This window comes from Chryseobacterium sp. GP-SGM7 (assembly GCF_049166575.1).
Taxonomy (GTDB): domain Bacteria; phylum Bacteroidota; class Bacteroidia; order Flavobacteriales; family Weeksellaceae; genus Chryseobacterium.
On sequence record NZ_JBMHFF010000003.1, the window covers coordinates 233,178 to 249,598 of the forward strand.

Genomic DNA, 16,421 nt, shown 5'->3' on the forward strand with positions numbered 1-16,421 from the left:
GGTTCAAAATTAAAAATACATTCTCAAATTGTTTCATTTTCAAATTAATTATCTTTGCACTGTGTATATAAATAAAGAAGATTTAGACGAATTAGAGTTTCCGCAATTGCTCGCGGAAATTTCTCCTTTTGCGTACTCTCCGAAAACGAGAGATAAAATTCTTCAACTTCGTCCGATGGAAATTGACGAGGCAGAACTTTCCCTTAAAAAAACTTCCGAATATTTATCAAGTTTTGAAAGTTCAAATGCTATTCCGTTTGATGAATATGAAGATATTGAAAGTGAACTAAAATTGATGCTGATCGAAAATTATCGATTGGAAAATGTGGCTTTCATAAAAATAAAAACGCTTACGGAACAAATCGGGAAACTGCAGAAGTTTTTCCCAACCATGCCAGAAACCTTCCCAACATTGATAAAGGATGTTTCTGTGCTTGAATTTAAAAAAGAAATCATTGATAAAGTTGATAAAGTTTTCAACCGTTTTGGCGAAGTAAAAAGTGAAGCTTCCCCGATTTTAAAAACGTTGAGAGCCGAAATTCAACTGGCTAAAAAAGCTATTCAGGAGAATTTCAACAGAGTTTTATTCAATTACGGACAAAGCGATTTTCTGGATGACATCCGGGAAAGCATTATTGAAGATCAAAGAGTTTTAGCGGTAAAATCAGCGTACAAAAAAAGAGTTCCGGGAAGAGTTTTAGGACTATCAAAAACAGGTTCTATTACTTATATTCAGCCAGATTCTGTTGTAAAACATTATTTCAAACTGAAAGAAGATCAGGAAGAAGAAAAAAAAGAAATCGACAAAATCCTGAGAAAACTGACTGCAGAATTGGCAGAATTTCAACCTCAGCTTTGGAGATATCAAATGTATATTTTTGATCTTGATTTAACAAGAGCCAAAGCAAAATTCGGAGAATTAATCAACGGAGTTTTACCCAAAATCAACCGTCACAGAACACTGAAATTAAGAGAAGCTTTTCATCCTTTATTATTTTTAAGAAATAAAGCTGAAAATAAAACTATTTTCTCCCAAACTTTAAGCTTAACAGATCACAACAGAATTATCTGTATTTCCGGACCGAATGCGGGCGGAAAATCGATTACGTTAAAAACTGTCGGATTGCTTCAACTGATGATTCAGAGTGGAATTTTAGTTCCTACCCATCCAAAATCTGAGATGTTTTTCTTTGATAAAATCATGACCGATATTGGTGATAATCAATCGATTGAAAATCATCTTTCGACGTATTCATCAAGATTAAAGAAAATGGGCGGAATCATTCGTGAAGCCGATGCCAATACGCTTTTACTGATTGACGAATTTGGAACGGGCTCTGATCCTGAATTAGGTGGCGCTTTAGCCGAAAGTTTCCTTGAGTTTTTCTACGACAAAAAAAGTTTTGCCATTATTACAACGCATTATACCAATATTAAACTGGTGGTGGAAGAACTTCCGAATGCGCAAAATGCAGCCATGCTTTTCAATGAAGAAACATTGGAACCAATGTATAAGCTGGAAATCGGGCAAGCCGGAAGTTCATTTACATTTGAAGTGGCTGAAAAAAATAAAATACCGAGATTTATCATTCATTCTGCCAAGAAAAAAGTGGAACATGATATTGTGAATTTAGATAAAACCATCGTAAAGCTTCAACAGGAAAAATACGAGGTTGAGAAACTGAAAACCGATCTTGCCGAAAGAAAAGAATCTGTAGAAGACAAACGCGATAATCTGCAAAAACTAAATGAACAGCTTCAGCAAAAGCTCTTTAACTTCCAGAAATTATATGAAGATGAACATCGAAAACTTCAGTTTGGAGGAAAGATAGAAGCTTTTATCGACAGTTATGTAAAAGGAAAATCACGAAAAGATGTGGTGAAGGATTTTGTGAAGATTCTGGAGCAGGAAAAGTTCAGAAAAATAGGAGCAGATAAAGATGAAACGAAACGTCTTCAGGTTGTGAAAAGAAAAATAACACAACAGCTGAAAAAAGAAGATGTCATTGAAAAAATTACCGAGACGAACGAAAAAATCGAGGAAAAACGTAAATCTGACAGAGAACTTTGGATGAAAGTCGGGCAACGTGTAAGAATTGCAGGAAGTACGAGTGTGGGAACGATTGAGAAGATTTCCAGAAATAAAGTGACTGTAAATTACGGAACCTTTAAAACCTTGATTGATGCGGACGAACTGGAGAGAATTTAGTATAGATGACTGTAAAAACTCACATTACATTTAAAGATTTTTTGAATTTTCACATTAAAAATTCATTAACAAGAATTATTCTGTTTTCAACATTATTGATTGGAATTTTCATTTTGAATTTTTACAATGCGGAAAATGACACGAAAGAAGTTTTAAAATCTGCTTCCATGTGGTTTATCGTCATTCTTATATTTCTCATTGTACGTTCTTATTTTAGTTTAAAAAATGCTTTTTATTCAAACAAAAACATTCAGGAAGAAATTTCTTACACTTTTACTGATGAAAAAATCTCTACCAAAGGAAAAACCTTCGAAAGTGATTTTATCTGGAAAACGGTTTACAGAGTTAAAGAAAACAAAGACTGGTTTTTGATTTATCAGAGTAAACTAACAATGAACATGGTTCCGAAAAAGTATTTTACAACGGTGCAGATTCGAGAACTTAGAAATATGATTCAGAAAAATAATGTAAAATCGAAACTTAAAAACGATTAAAATTAAATAAAAGAGAGTGCCTTGATGGATACTCTCTTTTGTTTTTATTGTTATTTTTGAAAATGCTTATCAGTTTAAAAATTTTATGGATTTTTTATAAAAAACTTCTCATTCCGGGAATTTTGTTTTCTTTACTGCTTTCATTTCCTCTCGGATTGACAATGCAGAATTTCAGTTTGTGCTTTCTTTTGATATTTCCCTTGCTGCATTATTTTATTTATGAAATGAGATTAAAAAACGAATATCTTTTTTATGCAAATTTTGGTTTTTCAAGAATACAACTTTGGAGTATTACAATTTTACTGGGAATTATTTTAAAATTTGTGAGTGCATTTTTATGAGTAAACTTCACATTGACAGCATTACGAAATCTTTTGGTGAAAAAGATATTTTGAAAGACATCTTTTTAAGTTTAGAAACTGGAAAAATTGCCGGAATTTTAGGACGAAACGGTTCAGGAAAATCAACTTTATTTCAGATTATTTTTGGAACTATTAAAGGTGAAACGCAATTTATTAAGTTTAATAATGAAATTCTGAGAAATCAGTCGGACAGAAAAAATAAGATTGCTTATTTGCCTCAACATTCTTTTTTACCTAAGAATATAAAAATCAAAAGTCTTGTCGGTTTGTTTTGTACTGAAAAAAACAATACAGAAATTTTTGATGTAGAATTTGTTCGACCTTTTTTAAATGAAACTCCAAAAACACTTTCAGGAGGAGAATTAAGAATTATAGAAACCCTTTTGATTATATTTTCAGGAGCAGAGTTTGTTTTATTGGATGAGCCATTTCACAGTTTGTCACCAAAAATGATTACCGAATTAAAAAAAATTATTAAACAACAAACTGAAAATAAAGGTTTTATCATTTCAGATCATCAATATCATGATGTTTTGGATGTTTCTGATGATTTTTTTCTGCTTTCTGAAGGTTATTTAAGGCCGGTTAAAGATTTAAAAGAATTGAAGCAGTTTAATTATCTTCCGAAAAATATTTAATTTATATCTTTGAGCTACAAATATTCTTTATAATGACTTTCATAAACAAAGCAATCTTTTTATCGATATTCAGTATTTTTTCTTTTGCGTTGATTAATGCACAGAATAAAGTTCCTTTTGGTGTTGTAAAAGCTGAAGATGGTTATGCGATGGTGCGTGTACACAAAGAAGACTACCGTAAAATCGTTGATAAAATCAGAATGAAAAAAGGTGATGTTTTTGTTTATGTAAAACCCGCTCCGGGAGAAACCGACTGGATCTGGATTAAATATCCCGAAAAAGAAGAGTTACCAAAACCATTTGTAAGATACGACAGTCTTAATAAAGAAGGGATGGTAAACAAAGGCCGGATTGCATTTATCGATCAGCTTCCGAAATTCACTCCTGTTTTATCTAAAAACGGTAGATCTGTTACTTTTACTGACAATAACAATCCTAAAACTCCGGCAAACCAGAGAACAAAAGTGGTGATTGATATTTATCCTTCCAACGCAAAATTCAAAAAGCAGGAAAAAGATGCAGAAGGGAACATCGTTAAAATTGACAAGCAAAAACCTTGGGGAATCAGCAAAGAGCTTCCTGAAGATTTAACTGAAATAAAATCTATTCGAGTACAACAACCGGGCAGAGGTTCAGTTTTCGTGAGAGAAGGGATAAAAAATTTATTTCAGCCTACCAAAGATTTTGAAAACATGGGCGTAACTTCAATGGACGATGATCATGTTTTTCTTTATATGATTAATGGATCCGGTGAAAACAGATACACCACTTTCTGGACGATTAAAGAAGGCAAAGCAATCAGCCAGATCATTTTCAGTAATCCTGAATAATTCTTAGAAAATATCCTTTATTATTAGTACTTTTGCAACCGAAAAGAATTGAGCTTTCAGAGGAAATCTTTTTGCTTTTTACTTTTCAGGAAATTGGGTTTTGCTTAACGCAGATTAAAAGGGAATCGTGTGAAAATCACGTACTGTCGCGCAACTGTAAGTAACCAAAGTCTTTATAATAAACCACTGTTTCGTTTTAAACAAAATGGGAAGGGATAAAGATGTTACAAGTCAGGAGACCTGCCTGTTTCTTTAGACAAAAACTTTCGCGATTTGAAGTTTATTGATCTTATAATTCTTTGGGAATTTTATGTTCCCGAATTATTCTGTGGATTGTTATAGTATTTCATTTTCGCTTTAATTTAATAATGAAATATGACTACAGAAGAAAGAATTCAAGCCTCGGAAACCCGAATTTTCAAAGCCGTTTTCCCCAATACAACCAATCATTACGACACCCTTTTTGGAGGAACTGCGATGCAATTGATGGATGAAGTTGCCTTTATTGCTGCAACAAGATTTGCGAGAAAACGTGTGGTAACCGTTAGTAGCGATAAAATTGATTTTAAAAGATCAATCCCTGCAGGAACGATTGTAGAATTAATCGGGAGAGTTTCTCAAGTAGGAAATACAAGTATGAAAGTAAACGTAGAAATCTACACTGAACAAATGTACTCTTACGAAAGAGAAAAGGCGATTGTGGGAGATTTTACTTTTGTGGCAATCGACGAATTTAAGAAACCAATTCAAATTTTATAATAGATGAGCGGTAGTTTTTGACTGCCATTCGTCACTTTCAGTCTTTATTTAAAAGGTTTCGGAAAACTTAACTGTTCGTTGAAACCTTTTTCCTTAAATAAAATCTAAATTACGGTAGACACACTCCATTTAATTATGACAGGAGTCGTCTATGTGATTATATGTTGTGTTGTTAATTCGGATTGAACTTAATATTGAAATACTTTAAATAATCCTCTATTGGTTCCAATCCCATTTCTTTTCTTCTTTCGTTTACAGTTTCAGGATTTTCTAATTTATACAATTTACCATTTTCTATTTGTGAACCATATATTTGGGGTTCTCCTTCGTCCATTAACATCCTGTCTTTCATCAATGCGTATTGTTGTTTAGATAAGTCTCCATTTTTTACCGCTTTTTCTACATAAGGAAAATACTTTATTCTGATTTCTTTACTACTATGTTGCAATCCCAACCAGATTGCATCCATTTGTTTTTGATCCACCTCTTTTAATGTAGGCATACCGCACTTTTCAATAATGCTGATTACTAATTCCTGATTCCTGTGATCTTCTTTAGCGTATTTGATGGGTTCATTTGCTTTTCTAATCCGTTGGTCACTTTCTAAAACTTCGCTCAGGATTTGACGTTTTTTGCTGCAATCGACTTCAATAATATCCACCGAACCTACATAGACAAATTTATCCTTATTCATATAAAGGAATATCGATATGATTACAACAATAGCGATTAATATGCTAAATAATATTTTTTTTACTTTCATTTCTATTTTTTTGTCATATTCCCAAATAGGCTGACCGTTTTTGAAATATAACACAAAAATAGGAATTATTTTTAAGTGTCGGAATAAACTCTTATAAAAAAGATGTGTTCAATCACAAAAATTTGCTTTAGATTTTCATTTATCTTAAAACCTTTTTCGATTCCAAATTGAGATTTAAAAAATGATGAAAAGCCTCTCCCAATTCATCAGAAGCGCGGCTGATTGCATTTTCCAGCATATTTCTGATTTGCAGTTCGGTCACTTTAGCTTCTGTCCAGCTTTTTCCGGAGGTATGAGAATTTAAAATAAAAGGCATGATTCTATCAATTGCGCAGGCAAAAATAGCATCTGGAGTCTCTTCTTGTTCAAATTCCAGCCAAAGATTAAAAAATTCTGAGCGCAGCGGTTCGTCTAAAATCCCAAAAATATTTTGAGCGGAAAGTTTTTCTCTATCAAATTTCCCAACCATTGCAGCTTCGTCAAAAAGAAAAGTATCTCCTGCTTCAATTTCCACCAAATCGTGAATAGAGAGCATTCTGATGACTCTCAGCAAATCAATATCGGCTCTGTTTTTAGCATAAGGAAATAAAATCTGAGCTAAAATGATAATCTGCCAGGAATGTTCGGCTGTATTTTCTCTTCTGGAATCATCTGCATTGTAATTTCTTCTCTGAACATTTTTCAGTGCATCCACTGCAACGATAAAATTTATTTCTTTCTGTATTTTCATTATTTTTCTTTAAAATATAGTTCTCTGGGATACGTTGTGGTTTTTGAAAACCATTTGTAATCTATAAATTCTCTTTTTACGGTAACAACCTTTTTTGGATCTCTTGTGTCTTCTTCAAACTCTAAAACTTTTACTAAGCCTTTATATGGAAAAAACTGATATTCTGAACTAAGATTCAAACAGCAGCCATTTTTTTGATTCGTAATAATTCTCTGATGCCCGGAATCGGTTTTAAACATTCCTGAATTTGAACGAATCAAAGCATTAAAATCATCATTCAGAACAAATTGTTTTGCAGAATCATAGGTATAAACTTCATACAAAGGGTTTTTATTGCTTCGTCCGTTTCTTACGGCAACATCCTCAATTCCGTCAAAATTAAAATCATCAAAAATGATTGAATTCTTTAACGAATCGAGAATAGGTTTTCTGATTTCATCAAAATCTAAATAAAAATCAGCTGATGATAAAGTCTGATATTTCTTCATTGTAGCTTTATCGTAAAGGTCTATCATCGTTTTTCCACTGCATATATTCTCTCCACAACTTTCGATATTGGCAATCACATTGTAAGTTTTCGAAACATTCGGCAGTTCAAAATAATTTTGAGCGTTACAGAACATTCCAAAACATACTAAGATTAATAGTGGTTTTCCATAATTCATTTTGAGTTAATTTAGGTTTTTAGTTAGTAACAAATATAGAAATTTATGTAAAATTTCACTTTATTTCTAATATTTAATCAACAGGTAAAATTCAGGTTAAAAATTATCCATCTGATTTTCAATTAATTAAATATAATTTTAAAATAATTTCACTACTTTGTATTGCATATTACCATTTTAATTACATATCTTTGTAATGTAAAATCGGAATAGGTTCAACTAGCTAGGAACCGAAAGCTGAAAATTTATATAACTAATTAACAAAACCTATTAAAGATGAATACCGAAAATACCAAAGCGCAAATGCGAAAAGGGATTCTGGAATTCTGTATTTTAAGCCTCATCAACCACAGAGAAATGTATGTTTCTGACCTGATTGATGAACTGAAAAAAGGAAAACTGGATGTAGTGGAAGGAACCCTCTACCCTCTTTTAACCAGACTGAAAAACGGAGAATTTCTCTCCTACAGATGGGAAGAATCTACGGGAGGACCGCCCAGAAAATATTATCAGATTACAGAAAAAGGCAAAACGTTTTTATCTGAATTACAAAACACCTGGAAAGAATTAACAGATTCTGTAACCCAAATTATTCAAAAACACTAAAAACAAAAGCTATGAACAAGACACTCTCAATAGGACTCGCAGGTTTTTCTTTTACAATAGAAGAGCACGCATATATAAAGCTCAGCGATTATCTTAATGCTCTGAGAAACTCTATGGATGCTTCTGAAGCCGATGAGGTAATTCATGATATCGAGATCAGAATTGTTGAAATCTTCAGAGATACTTTAGGGAAACGTGAAGTAATAAATGATAACGATGTAGAAAGAGTAATAGCACAAATCGGGTCTCCGGAAAAAATCGAGGAGCAGGAAGAGGCATATTATTCTGAAAAAAATACAAAAACTAATTTTTCAGGAACAAGTTACAGCGACAAGAAACAACTGTTCCGTGATTCTGAAAGACAAAAAATCGCCGGAGTTTGTGCAGGTTTAGCAGCTTATTTCGGAATTGATATTACAGGAATGAGACTAATCTGGGTCGGAGCATTCATTATCTTATGTTTCGGAGCTCCCGTAATGTTATTCGTACCTCTTCTTTACATCATTCTTTGGGCAATTTTACCGATCGCTACTACAGCTTCAGATTTTTTGAAAATGAAAGGTAAACCACTCAATTTTGATAATTTAAAGGAAGAATCTGGCAAAATAGTACAATTTGCGAATGAAACAACAACCAGAGCAGGAGAAATTTTCATTGAAAACAAACCTTATATTGACAACGCAGGAAGCGGAGTATGGAATGTTTTAAAATATATTATCGGAGGATTCTTCGCATTCATGGCGGTTGGAAGCATTATAGGAGTATTTGTAGTATTCGGGCTTTTCGGAATCGATTCAAATTTCCCGGGAGCAAACGAAATGAAGTTTTACTTTGATGATGACGGTTTGTACAATGTTTTGGCAGCAATTATTATTGTAGGATCTCTAATTCCGGCTATTCTTTTTAGCTTGTTGAGTATTAAAATTTTCTCACCAAAAACTAAATTGAGAAATATCGGTTGGGTTTTAGGAGCATTATTCTTAACAGTAATCGGATTGGGAACATTCTTCGGAGTAAGCATGGCAAAAAGAGAAATGGCTTTCAAAGGTCATAAAGAAGATGTAGAAGAAATTGCCATCAACACTACTTCAGACAGTCTGTATGTAGATGTAAAACAAATTGCCATTCCTCAGAATTTTACAGGATATGATGATGATATTTATTCTGATAAAAAATCGGTATACGACAGAGATCATATCTATGTAGAAGTGACAAGAAAAGAAAATATTACAACTCCGTATTTAATTATTAAAAAAGATGCAAAAGGGTATAATATTCCGCTCAATGTAAGTGTTCCTGTAGAGATTGTTGGTAACAAAATCTTACTTCCAAACTACATCAAATATCCTTACGATCACAGAAACAGAGATTATCATATAGACTATGAATTGGTAATTCCTAAAACATCCGTTGTAATTCCATTAAAAGACGACATCAGTATCGATGGTGATGCAGATGGAAACGGAATCAACGATAACGATGAAGATAATGACAACGATGATGAAAACGGAAATATCAGTATTGAGAAAAATAAGATCTCAATCAACGGTTCTACGATAGAATACAGTGACAATGATAAAGACAGCGTGATTATCAACGGAAAGAAATATCAAAAAAATGAAGCAAAAAAAATAATGGATACAATGAAGATGAATATTGATAAAATGAAAGACGTTGACATTAAAATAAAAGACGGAAAAAAAGAATTTTCTATTAAAACCAAATAATTAAACTTTAGAGAGTGCGGAAGGTGTGAGTGAATGACAACCGTTTGAAATTCACACTCTTCTTCTCTCAAAAATTTATAAAAAATTTCAACAGAAAGTGTTTTATATAACAAAATCTTTGTATATTCGTATATTCAAATTCCATAAAAAACAAACACAAAAAATTAAACCATGGTACAAGTAGTTTTAGAAATTGCAGTAAAGATCGCAGATTTAATCAGCAGTTTATTTTAAGAGCGACAATATTTCAATATATTTGTAGAGTATAACCAAAGTTTGGTTATACTTTTTTGTTTTAAATATAAAATATGAAAAAACTGATAGGCAGTCTGTTACTGAAAATTTTGGGTTGGAAAGTTGTGCTTCAGGGTGATGTTAACAATCTCGACAGATGTATTCTCGTTGTAGCACCACATACTCACAATATGGAATACATTTTGGGAAATTTAGCCTATTGGAAATTAGGAAAGAAACTGAAAATCATCATTAAAGACGCTCATACAAAAGCTTGGTACGGAGCTGCTGTAAGAAGTTTGGGCGGAATTGGTATCGATAGAAGCCAAAAAAATGACTTGATCAATTTCGTAGCTAATGAATTCAAAAAAGAAGATTTCAGCTTGGTAATTACTCCTGAAGGAACAAGAAGCTGGGTTCCGAAGTGGAGAAAAGGTTTCTATCACATGGCATTGGCAGCAAAAGTTCCTATCGTCTTGGCAGCCGGAGATTTTAAGAGAAATATTGTTTATTTAGGCTATCAAATTCCTTACGAAAGATTGGAAACTGCAACTTTTGCAGAAGTCATGCAGGAAATTCAGGATTATTATATTAAAAACGATATTGTTCCAAAAATTCCTGCCAACTGGAATCCCAATTTGACGGGAGAATCAGAGGAAGCAATAAGCAATAAGCAATAAGCAATAAGCAATAAGCAAAATTACTCATTACCAATTATTTATTACCCATAAAAAAATGTACACTAAAGATAAAACCAAAGAAGAAATATTAGAATTCATCAACAATTGGGGTGAAGAAACTTTTGCGAAAACGATTGGAATCAATTTCATCGATATTGATCTGGAAAACGAAACTCTGACTGCAACAATGCCGGTTACACCAAACATTCACCAGCCTTTTGGTATTATGCACGGCGGAGCAAGCTGTGTTTTGGCAGAAACAATGGGTTCCAGCCTTTCTAATATTTTTATTGACGGCAGTAAATTTTTTGGGGTAGGAACCAATATCAACTCTAATCATTTGAGAAGTAAAAAAGACGGAACGGTAACCGCAGTCGCAAGATTTATCAGAAAAGGAAAAACAATGCACGTTTCTGAAATTGAAATTCGTGATGAAAGAGGTCAGCTGATTAATCATACTACAATGACGAATAACATTATCAACCGATAAGAAATTCAAACAAATAAAATACTAAGACTCAAAATTTTGAGTCTTTTTTTATGTTTTGTCGTAATCTTTTTATTTTTTTCATCTTATATAAGAAAACTTTAAATTTATACATTATGAAATCGCCAAGAGAACTTTTGAATAACTTCTATTAAAAAGTCAAGCGATAACATTTCTTAATAAAATATTGATATGAAAAAAATATTACTTCTTTTACTATGTTCCATCTTATTTATTTCAATTTCTTGTCGTAATGAAGAAGAGGAAAACATTGATGGCAAAAATCAGATTAACTTTCAGTTGATTGGAAAGGGAAATTTGATAGGAAATTATGTTCCCCAGCAAAATACCATTATTACCAACTCTATACAATGGAATAATTTCCTGAACCAAATAGACAGTACAACTCATCAAACTTCTCCAACTTTTATAACAACCTACGTTGATTTCAACGATTACATGGTTATTATTGTAGTGGATGAAATTTACAATAATGGCGGACATTCGATCGATATTACGTCAATGGAAGAATATCCTCAGTACATCAATATTCATGTAAAAAAATTATTGCAGGGAAATGCAATATCGCTTATCACTCAACCTTATCACATTGTGAAAATTCCTAAAACCCCAAAATCATTAATATTTAATTAAAATCTACTGCAACCTTTTTAGATTTTTTCATCCTATATAAAGAAACCCTTGAATTTATACATCATGAAAAAACATTTACTTCTTTTATTATGCTCCATTTTACTTATTGTAACTTCATGTCGTAATGATAATAATGAAGAACAGATTGAAAGCAAAAACCAGATTAACTTTCAGTTGATCGGGAAAGGAAATTTTATGGGATCATCTTATGCTACTCCGCAAAATTCAGTGATTACAAACACAACACAATGGAATAATTTTCTCAATCAAATCGACAGTCCGAACAACCACCCTTCATCAGGTTTTACAGAAACCAATATCGATTTTAATCAGTTTATGGTGATTCTTGTCGTTGATGAAGTTTATCCAAATGGTGGGCATTCTGTTGACATTATCACAGTTGATGAAAATTCCCAGAATATTGAAGTTGATGTAGAAAAATTATTACAGGGAAATGCTACATCAGTTGTTACACAGCCTTATCATATCGTAAAAATCCCTAAAATTGCAAAACCTGTAATATTCAATTAAAATCTACTGCAACTTTTTTATATTTTTTCATCTTTAAAGAAAAGAATAACCATGCGAAATTTAATTTTACCGTTTATCCTGTTATTAACATTCGTGTTTTCTTGCAGGGAGAATGATGCAGATGAAGGACTTGAACAAAAAAATGCTTCATATGATGTTTATGTTGCTGGATCCGAAAACGACAAAGCCTGTTATTGGAAAAACAATGTTTTAAATTATTTATCAAACGGGGATAATATTCAAGCTTCAAAAATAATTATTGAAAATAATAATATCTATGTTTTCGGTATCAAATATATTTCTGCAAACAATACAGAATATTATTTTTGGAAAAATAATGTGAAATACGATCTAAAAAACTACTTGGGAATACCCTCAACTTCAAAAGCTTACTTTAGCGATTTTATAGTCAGAAACAATATAGAACTTTTTGCAGGATATGTTGATAACATTAGTTCTGGAACACCTAATATTTATAGTTTATGTTATTGGAAAAACGGAGTGAAAACTGTTTTACAAAATAATGTTACTTTTCCTTATCGTGTGTCTATAGATTTTTATAACAATACCGTTTATTGTGGAAGCCCGACGGGTTATTATAAAAACAATACATTTAACAGTTTGAGCGGTGAGTGGGGTCAGAACTTTGCTCAAAACAATAACGGAATTCATCATCTTTTTATCAGTAACAATAATAAAAATTTAAATTGTTATAACACAGACAATAATAGTTTAAGTTTTGTAAATACAACAACACTGTATCCAAATTTAAGCGTTGCTAAATTAATTTTCGACACTTATACAAATGACTTATATACATTTAGCGCTGAGATTGACAATTTGTATTTTAAAAATAATATTACAATAAATTTTGTGGATTCACAATATAAGAGAATTGAAGATATGAAAGTATTAAATAACAATCTGTATATGATTAGGTCTTTTAGTACACTAACTTCGCTACCTTTAAAACAATATAAAGTATTTATCAATAATGTTCAAACTCAATATATAAGTGGAAACAATGGAAGTTTTAACTCAATTTATGTAGTTCAAAATTAAATGCAAAAACTCAACTGGCAAAAAATCTACCTCGACTATTCCCCAAAACTTTTGGGGATTTGTCGCAGATATATCGCAGATCTTCAGACTGCGGAAGATATTGTGCAGGACAGTTTTATGACGGCAATTCAGAAGAATCATCAGTTAAAAGATGAACAGGCAATTTTTGGATGGCTCAAAAAAATTGCAATTAATAATGCACTGCAATTTATCCGAAAAACAAACAAAGACACTTTTATTACAACCGAACCATCAGAAATCCCAGATACATTGACCGAAATGACCACATCTGCAATAGACGAAAAAAAACACATTTTAGCATACAATTTTACACGGGAAGAACTGTTGAAATCTATCGACAGTTTGCCTTCTCATCACAAGTCTGTTTTCAATTTATATTATATCGAAAACTATTCTCATGCGGAAATTTCGGGTATTTTGGAGATTCCTGTTAATACTTCAAAATCACATTTAATGAGGGCCAGAAAATCGGTTCAGAATTATTTGCTTGCTCATTTTGTGAATAAAGAATCTTCGAAAAACAAAACTGCACAGATTTTAATTTTCTTAGGTTTTGGTAACTTATTATGGGCGCAAACTCTTCAGTCTAAGTTTTCAGATTTTAAAATTCCTACAGCACAGAATTTTGAAATTCCTTCAGACATAAATAGTAATGCAATTATATTTTCTTCAAGTAAAAATCATTGGAAAGAAAAAGCGATTATTGGAACGACCTTCTTCATTATTATTGTCGGGTCCATTTTATTTTTCAGTCCTAAAAATCACGCTTTTACAAAAGAAAATTTGAGTATTGTTTCTTCCGGATCAAATAAAAACAGTGTTTTAGTTGCAGGAAATCAAGACAATAATAAAGCTTTAGAGAAGGGTTTAAAAAATGAAGGAATTAGTCAAAACCCAAACATTGAAATCAACGAAAATTTAAACACAGAAAAAACTTCCATTGCAGCAAAAAACTCAGTATCTTCAAGAATTAAATTCAATAAAGATTCTTCTGAAACAGCTTCTCACAAAGTAATTATTGTAAAGAAAATCATTCAGAGAGACACTATTTTTATAGAAAGATAAAACTCAATCAACCATGCTTTTAAGAAAAGTCATTTTCCTCTTTTTGCTCGTTTTTATCATTTCCGTTTTTGCTCAGCGTAAAAAAAGAGACACCGTTTACATTTATGAAAAAGTAATTGTTTACGATACGATTTATCTTGAAAAAGCAGTCAGATTGAAACCTGGAAATCTGATGTTTTCCTCTCTTGAAATTCAGGAAAAAGAGATAAAAAATATTCAGCAAAACACCAACAAAGAAGAACTTGAAGAACTAGTAAAAAAAAATTCAAACAATAAATTTCAGTTCGGAATTCAGGCTGGAATTGGCTTTAAAAAGGCAAGTTGGGCAGAAAATTTATCAGACAAAAATCTACAATTCGGACAAAATTTGGGAATCTGGATTTCGAAAAGTATCATCAATCCCAATTTTCATTTGATGCTTTCTGCAAGCATATCCCGATGGAATTCTACATTTGATTTAGATGCCAATAAAGAAGAAACTTATCTCGACGGATTTTACTTTTCGGAAGACGATCAACCTTTGCTTTTTCAAAGATTTAACAATAAACATTTTGAATATGTTTTACAGTTGAAAGCAGTTTATGAATGGAGAAATTTCCGTCCTTTTGTCGGTTTTTTAGCTAATAAAAACGTCTATAAAATGCAGTTTTTAGTTCCTGAAAACAATGTTTTAAATAAACTCGATGATTTTAAAAGCAATCAAATCAATTTCGGATTTTCTTTTGGTCTGCAATATCGGGTTTTCAAGCGTTTTTTAGTTGAAGCAGAATATCAACATTACAAAATCAGGAATCTTTCATTAAAAAACTCTTCATTTGATTTTGATATTTTTAAGACTAATAATACCTTTGTTGAAAGGAAAATCAGTTTAGGAATCTCTTATTTTATTTCTAAATAATGGCTTTCTTAAAGCTCAAAAATTATGATTTATTTCAAATTTCCAGTTGACGAAAAGCTCTACACAACTGAAGAAAATTCAGATATAAATTCTATTAATTTTTATTCATTCAATAATTCTGAAGATATTTCAATTTCAGGAAAAATCATAGAGAAAGACCAATCGGAATTTGAAAATTTAGAAATCAGTTCGGAAATTTTACCTGAAGATAAAACTCAGTTTATTGCTGAAAACAAAGAAGAATATCTTCAGAAACTAAACGATGTAATTGAAATTATTAAAGAATATAATCTTCCAAAATTAGTTCTTTCAAGAAGAAAAATCATCAGAGACTTTAATGAAATTGACTTAAAAGGTAGCTTTCTCAATCTTTGCAAAAACTATCCAAACGCATTCAAATATCTGTTTTTTGATGGCAAAACTTCGTGGATGGGCGCATTTTCAGAAGTTTTAGGAAAATTCAATAAGTCAACGCATGAGTTTGAAACAATGAGTATTGCAGGAACAATTCCCGTTTCCGAAGAATGGACGGAGAAAGAAATTGAAGAACAGAAGCCGGTTTCAAGCTATATCAGAAATATTTTAGAAAAATATAACGGTTCAAATTCAATTCAGGAATCGGATACGTACGATCATATTTCGGGAAATATTAAACATTTAAAAACAGATTTTAAAATTAAAATTAATCCTGAAGATTTAGATCTTATCATTCAGGAACTTCATCCAACTCCCGCAGTTTGTGGAATTCCTAAAGATTTTTGTAAGGAAATTATTGAGAAAACTGAAAAATTCCCCAGAGAATTATATGCCGGTTACATCAAAATTGAAACCGATGATTACATTCAGTATTTTGTGAATCTTCGTTGCGCAAGATTATATAAAAACTCAGTTCATCTCTTTGTAGGCGGTGGAATTACCGCTCAAAGCAATCCGGAAAAAGAATGGAATGAAACAGAACTTAAATCTGAAGCGGTATTGAAAAATCTGGTTTTAGAATAATTTTCTA

The 16,421-nt window shown here is 31.7% G+C and carries 18 protein-coding genes and 1 riboswitch; of the genes, 15 read left to right on the forward strand and 3 right to left on the reverse strand.

Going from position 1 to position 16,421, the window contains the following annotated elements; genetic code table 11:
- The first annotated feature begins 61 nt into the window (after positions 1-61).
- From ACOOWA_RS13480 to ACOOWA_RS13500, 5 genes are all read left to right on the forward strand, one after another.
- Complete coding sequence (locus ACOOWA_RS13480) at positions 62-2,209, forward strand: endonuclease MutS2 (RefSeq protein ID WP_421375945.1); 2,148 nt, start codon at positions 62-64, stop codon at positions 2,207-2,209.
- Positions 2,210-2,214: 5 nt separating this feature from the next.
- Positions 2,215-2,703: a YcxB family protein gene (locus tag ACOOWA_RS13485; RefSeq protein WP_421375947.1), complete on the forward strand. Its 489-nt coding sequence runs from the start codon at positions 2,215-2,217 to the stop codon at positions 2,701-2,703.
- Positions 2,704-3,040: 337 nt separating this feature from the next.
- Positions 3,041-3,703 carry an ATP-binding cassette domain-containing protein gene (locus tag ACOOWA_RS13490; RefSeq protein ID WP_421375949.1) on the forward strand — a complete coding sequence of 221 codons (663 nt, stop codon included), beginning with the start codon at positions 3,041-3,043 and terminating at the stop codon, positions 3,701-3,703.
- A gap of 32 nt (positions 3,704-3,735) precedes the next feature.
- Complete coding sequence (locus ACOOWA_RS13495; RefSeq protein WP_421375951.1) at positions 3,736-4,533, forward strand: hypothetical protein; 798 nt, start codon at positions 3,736-3,738, stop codon at positions 4,531-4,533.
- A gap of 78 nt (positions 4,534-4,611) precedes the next feature.
- Positions 4,612-4,796, forward strand: a riboswitch (cobalamin riboswitch).
- 112 nt (positions 4,797-4,908) lie between these two features.
- Positions 4,909-5,292 (forward strand): acyl-CoA thioesterase, encoded by a 384-nt coding sequence (locus ACOOWA_RS13500; RefSeq protein WP_421375953.1) that lies wholly within the window; start codon positions 4,909-4,911, stop codon positions 5,290-5,292.
- Positions 5,293-5,464: 172 nt separating this feature from the next.
- On the opposite strand, the gene ACOOWA_RS13505 is transcribed toward ACOOWA_RS13500, so the two are convergent.
- The 3 genes from ACOOWA_RS13505 to ACOOWA_RS13515 all read right to left on the reverse strand — a co-directional run bounded on the left by ACOOWA_RS13505 (position 5,465) and on the right by ACOOWA_RS13515 (position 7,450).
- The gene (locus tag ACOOWA_RS13505; RefSeq protein ID WP_421375955.1) at positions 5,465-6,055 is read right to left on the reverse strand and encodes a DUF6624 domain-containing protein; all 591 of its coding nucleotides are present in this window, start codon (positions 6,053-6,055) and stop codon (positions 5,465-5,467) included.
- 139 nt (positions 6,056-6,194) lie between these two features.
- On the reverse strand, positions 6,195-6,785 hold the full coding sequence (locus tag ACOOWA_RS13510) for an HD domain-containing protein (RefSeq protein WP_421375957.1): 591 nt from the start codon (positions 6,783-6,785) through the stop codon (positions 6,195-6,197).
- Complete coding sequence (locus ACOOWA_RS13515; protein WP_421375959.1) at positions 6,785-7,450, reverse strand: XAC2610-related protein; 666 nt, start codon at positions 7,448-7,450, stop codon at positions 6,785-6,787. The genes ACOOWA_RS13510 and ACOOWA_RS13515 overlap by 1 nt, the downstream gene beginning before the upstream one ends.
- 276 nt (positions 7,451-7,726) lie before the next feature.
- On the opposite strand from ACOOWA_RS13515, the gene ACOOWA_RS13520 reads away from it, so the two are divergent.
- The 10 genes from ACOOWA_RS13520 (at position 7,727) to ACOOWA_RS13565 (ending at position 16,414) form a co-directional block, all read left to right on the forward strand.
- Positions 7,727-8,056 carry a PadR family transcriptional regulator gene (locus ACOOWA_RS13520; protein WP_421375961.1) on the forward strand — a complete coding sequence of 110 codons (330 nt, stop codon included), beginning with the start codon at positions 7,727-7,729 and terminating at the stop codon, positions 8,054-8,056.
- 11 nt (positions 8,057-8,067) lie between these two features.
- Positions 8,068-9,783: a PspC domain-containing protein gene (locus tag ACOOWA_RS13525; RefSeq protein ID WP_421375963.1), complete on the forward strand. Its 1,716-nt coding sequence runs from the start codon at positions 8,068-8,070 to the stop codon at positions 9,781-9,783.
- A gap of 308 nt (positions 9,784-10,091) precedes the next feature.
- Positions 10,092-10,697: a 1-acyl-sn-glycerol-3-phosphate acyltransferase gene (locus ACOOWA_RS13530; protein ID WP_421375965.1), complete on the forward strand. Its 606-nt coding sequence runs from the start codon at positions 10,092-10,094 to the stop codon at positions 10,695-10,697.
- A gap of 55 nt (positions 10,698-10,752) precedes the next feature.
- Positions 10,753-11,187, forward strand: coding sequence for a PaaI family thioesterase (locus ACOOWA_RS13535; RefSeq protein WP_421375967.1), 435 nt, complete (start codon positions 10,753-10,755; stop codon positions 11,185-11,187).
- Positions 11,188-11,376: 189 nt separating this feature from the next.
- Entirely contained in the window at positions 11,377-11,838 is a 462-nt protein-coding gene (locus ACOOWA_RS13540; protein WP_421375969.1) for a hypothetical protein, read from the forward strand.
- A gap of 63 nt (positions 11,839-11,901) precedes the next feature.
- Entirely contained in the window at positions 11,902-12,369 is a 468-nt protein-coding gene (locus tag ACOOWA_RS13545; protein WP_421375971.1) for a hypothetical protein, read from the forward strand.
- A 51-nt stretch (positions 12,370-12,420) separates the two neighbouring features.
- Complete coding sequence (locus ACOOWA_RS13550; RefSeq protein ID WP_421375973.1) at positions 12,421-13,431, forward strand: hypothetical protein; 1,011 nt, start codon at positions 12,421-12,423, stop codon at positions 13,429-13,431.
- Complete coding sequence (locus ACOOWA_RS13555) at positions 13,432-14,517, forward strand: RNA polymerase sigma factor (RefSeq protein ID WP_421375975.1); 1,086 nt, start codon at positions 13,432-13,434, stop codon at positions 14,515-14,517. It abuts the gene before it with no gap.
- 13 nt (positions 14,518-14,530) lie between these two features.
- Positions 14,531-15,415 carry an outer membrane beta-barrel protein gene (locus tag ACOOWA_RS13560; RefSeq protein ID WP_421375977.1) on the forward strand — a complete coding sequence of 295 codons (885 nt, stop codon included), beginning with the start codon at positions 14,531-14,533 and terminating at the stop codon, positions 15,413-15,415.
- A gap of 24 nt (positions 15,416-15,439) precedes the next feature.
- Positions 15,440-16,414: a chorismate-binding protein gene (locus ACOOWA_RS13565; RefSeq protein WP_421375979.1), complete on the forward strand. Its 975-nt coding sequence runs from the start codon at positions 15,440-15,442 to the stop codon at positions 16,412-16,414.
- Positions 16,415-16,421: the final 7 nt, after the last annotated feature.

Bases quoted from the DNA above. Each gene is read 5' to 3' on its own strand.
- ACOOWA_RS13535 (WP_421375967.1), top strand. From the start codon at position 10,753: ATGTACACTAAAGATAAAACCAAAGAAGAAATATTAGAATTCATCAAC.
- ACOOWA_RS13545 (WP_421375971.1), top strand. From the start codon at position 11,902: ATGAAAAAACATTTACTTCTTTTATTATGCTCCATTTTACTTATTGTA.
- ACOOWA_RS13560 (WP_421375977.1), top strand. From the start codon at position 14,531: ATGCTTTTAAGAAAAGTCATTTTCCTCTTTTTGCTCGTTTTTATCATT.
- ACOOWA_RS13495 (WP_421375951.1), top strand. From the start codon at position 3,736: ATGACTTTCATAAACAAAGCAATCTTTTTATCGATATTCAGTATTTTT.
- ACOOWA_RS13525 (WP_421375963.1), top strand. From the start codon at position 8,068: ATGAACAAGACACTCTCAATAGGACTCGCAGGTTTTTCTTTTACAATA.
- ACOOWA_RS13505 (WP_421375955.1), bottom strand. From the start codon at position 6,055: ATGAAAGTAAAAAAAATATTATTTAGCATATTAATCGCTATTGTTGTA.
- ACOOWA_RS13550 (WP_421375973.1), top strand. From the start codon at position 12,421: ATGCGAAATTTAATTTTACCGTTTATCCTGTTATTAACATTCGTGTTT.
- ACOOWA_RS13520 (WP_421375961.1), top strand. From the start codon at position 7,727: ATGAATACCGAAAATACCAAAGCGCAAATGCGAAAAGGGATTCTGGAA.
- ACOOWA_RS13565 (WP_421375979.1), top strand. From the start codon at position 15,440: ATGATTTATTTCAAATTTCCAGTTGACGAAAAGCTCTACACAACTGAA.
- ACOOWA_RS13555 (WP_421375975.1), top strand. From the start codon at position 13,432: ATGCAAAAACTCAACTGGCAAAAAATCTACCTCGACTATTCCCCAAAA.
- ACOOWA_RS13530 (WP_421375965.1), top strand. From the start codon at position 10,092: ATGAAAAAACTGATAGGCAGTCTGTTACTGAAAATTTTGGGTTGGAAA.
- ACOOWA_RS13490 (WP_421375949.1), top strand. From the start codon at position 3,041: ATGAGTAAACTTCACATTGACAGCATTACGAAATCTTTTGGTGAAAAA.
- ACOOWA_RS13510 (WP_421375957.1), bottom strand. From the start codon at position 6,785: ATGAAAATACAGAAAGAAATAAATTTTATCGTTGCAGTGGATGCACTG.
- ACOOWA_RS13540 (WP_421375969.1), top strand. From the start codon at position 11,377: ATGAAAAAAATATTACTTCTTTTACTATGTTCCATCTTATTTATTTCA.
- ACOOWA_RS13485 (WP_421375947.1), top strand. From the start codon at position 2,215: ATGACTGTAAAAACTCACATTACATTTAAAGATTTTTTGAATTTTCAC.
- ACOOWA_RS13500 (WP_421375953.1), top strand. From the start codon at position 4,909: ATGACTACAGAAGAAAGAATTCAAGCCTCGGAAACCCGAATTTTCAAA.
- ACOOWA_RS13515 (WP_421375959.1), bottom strand. From the start codon at position 7,450: ATGAATTATGGAAAACCACTATTAATCTTAGTATGTTTTGGAATGTTC.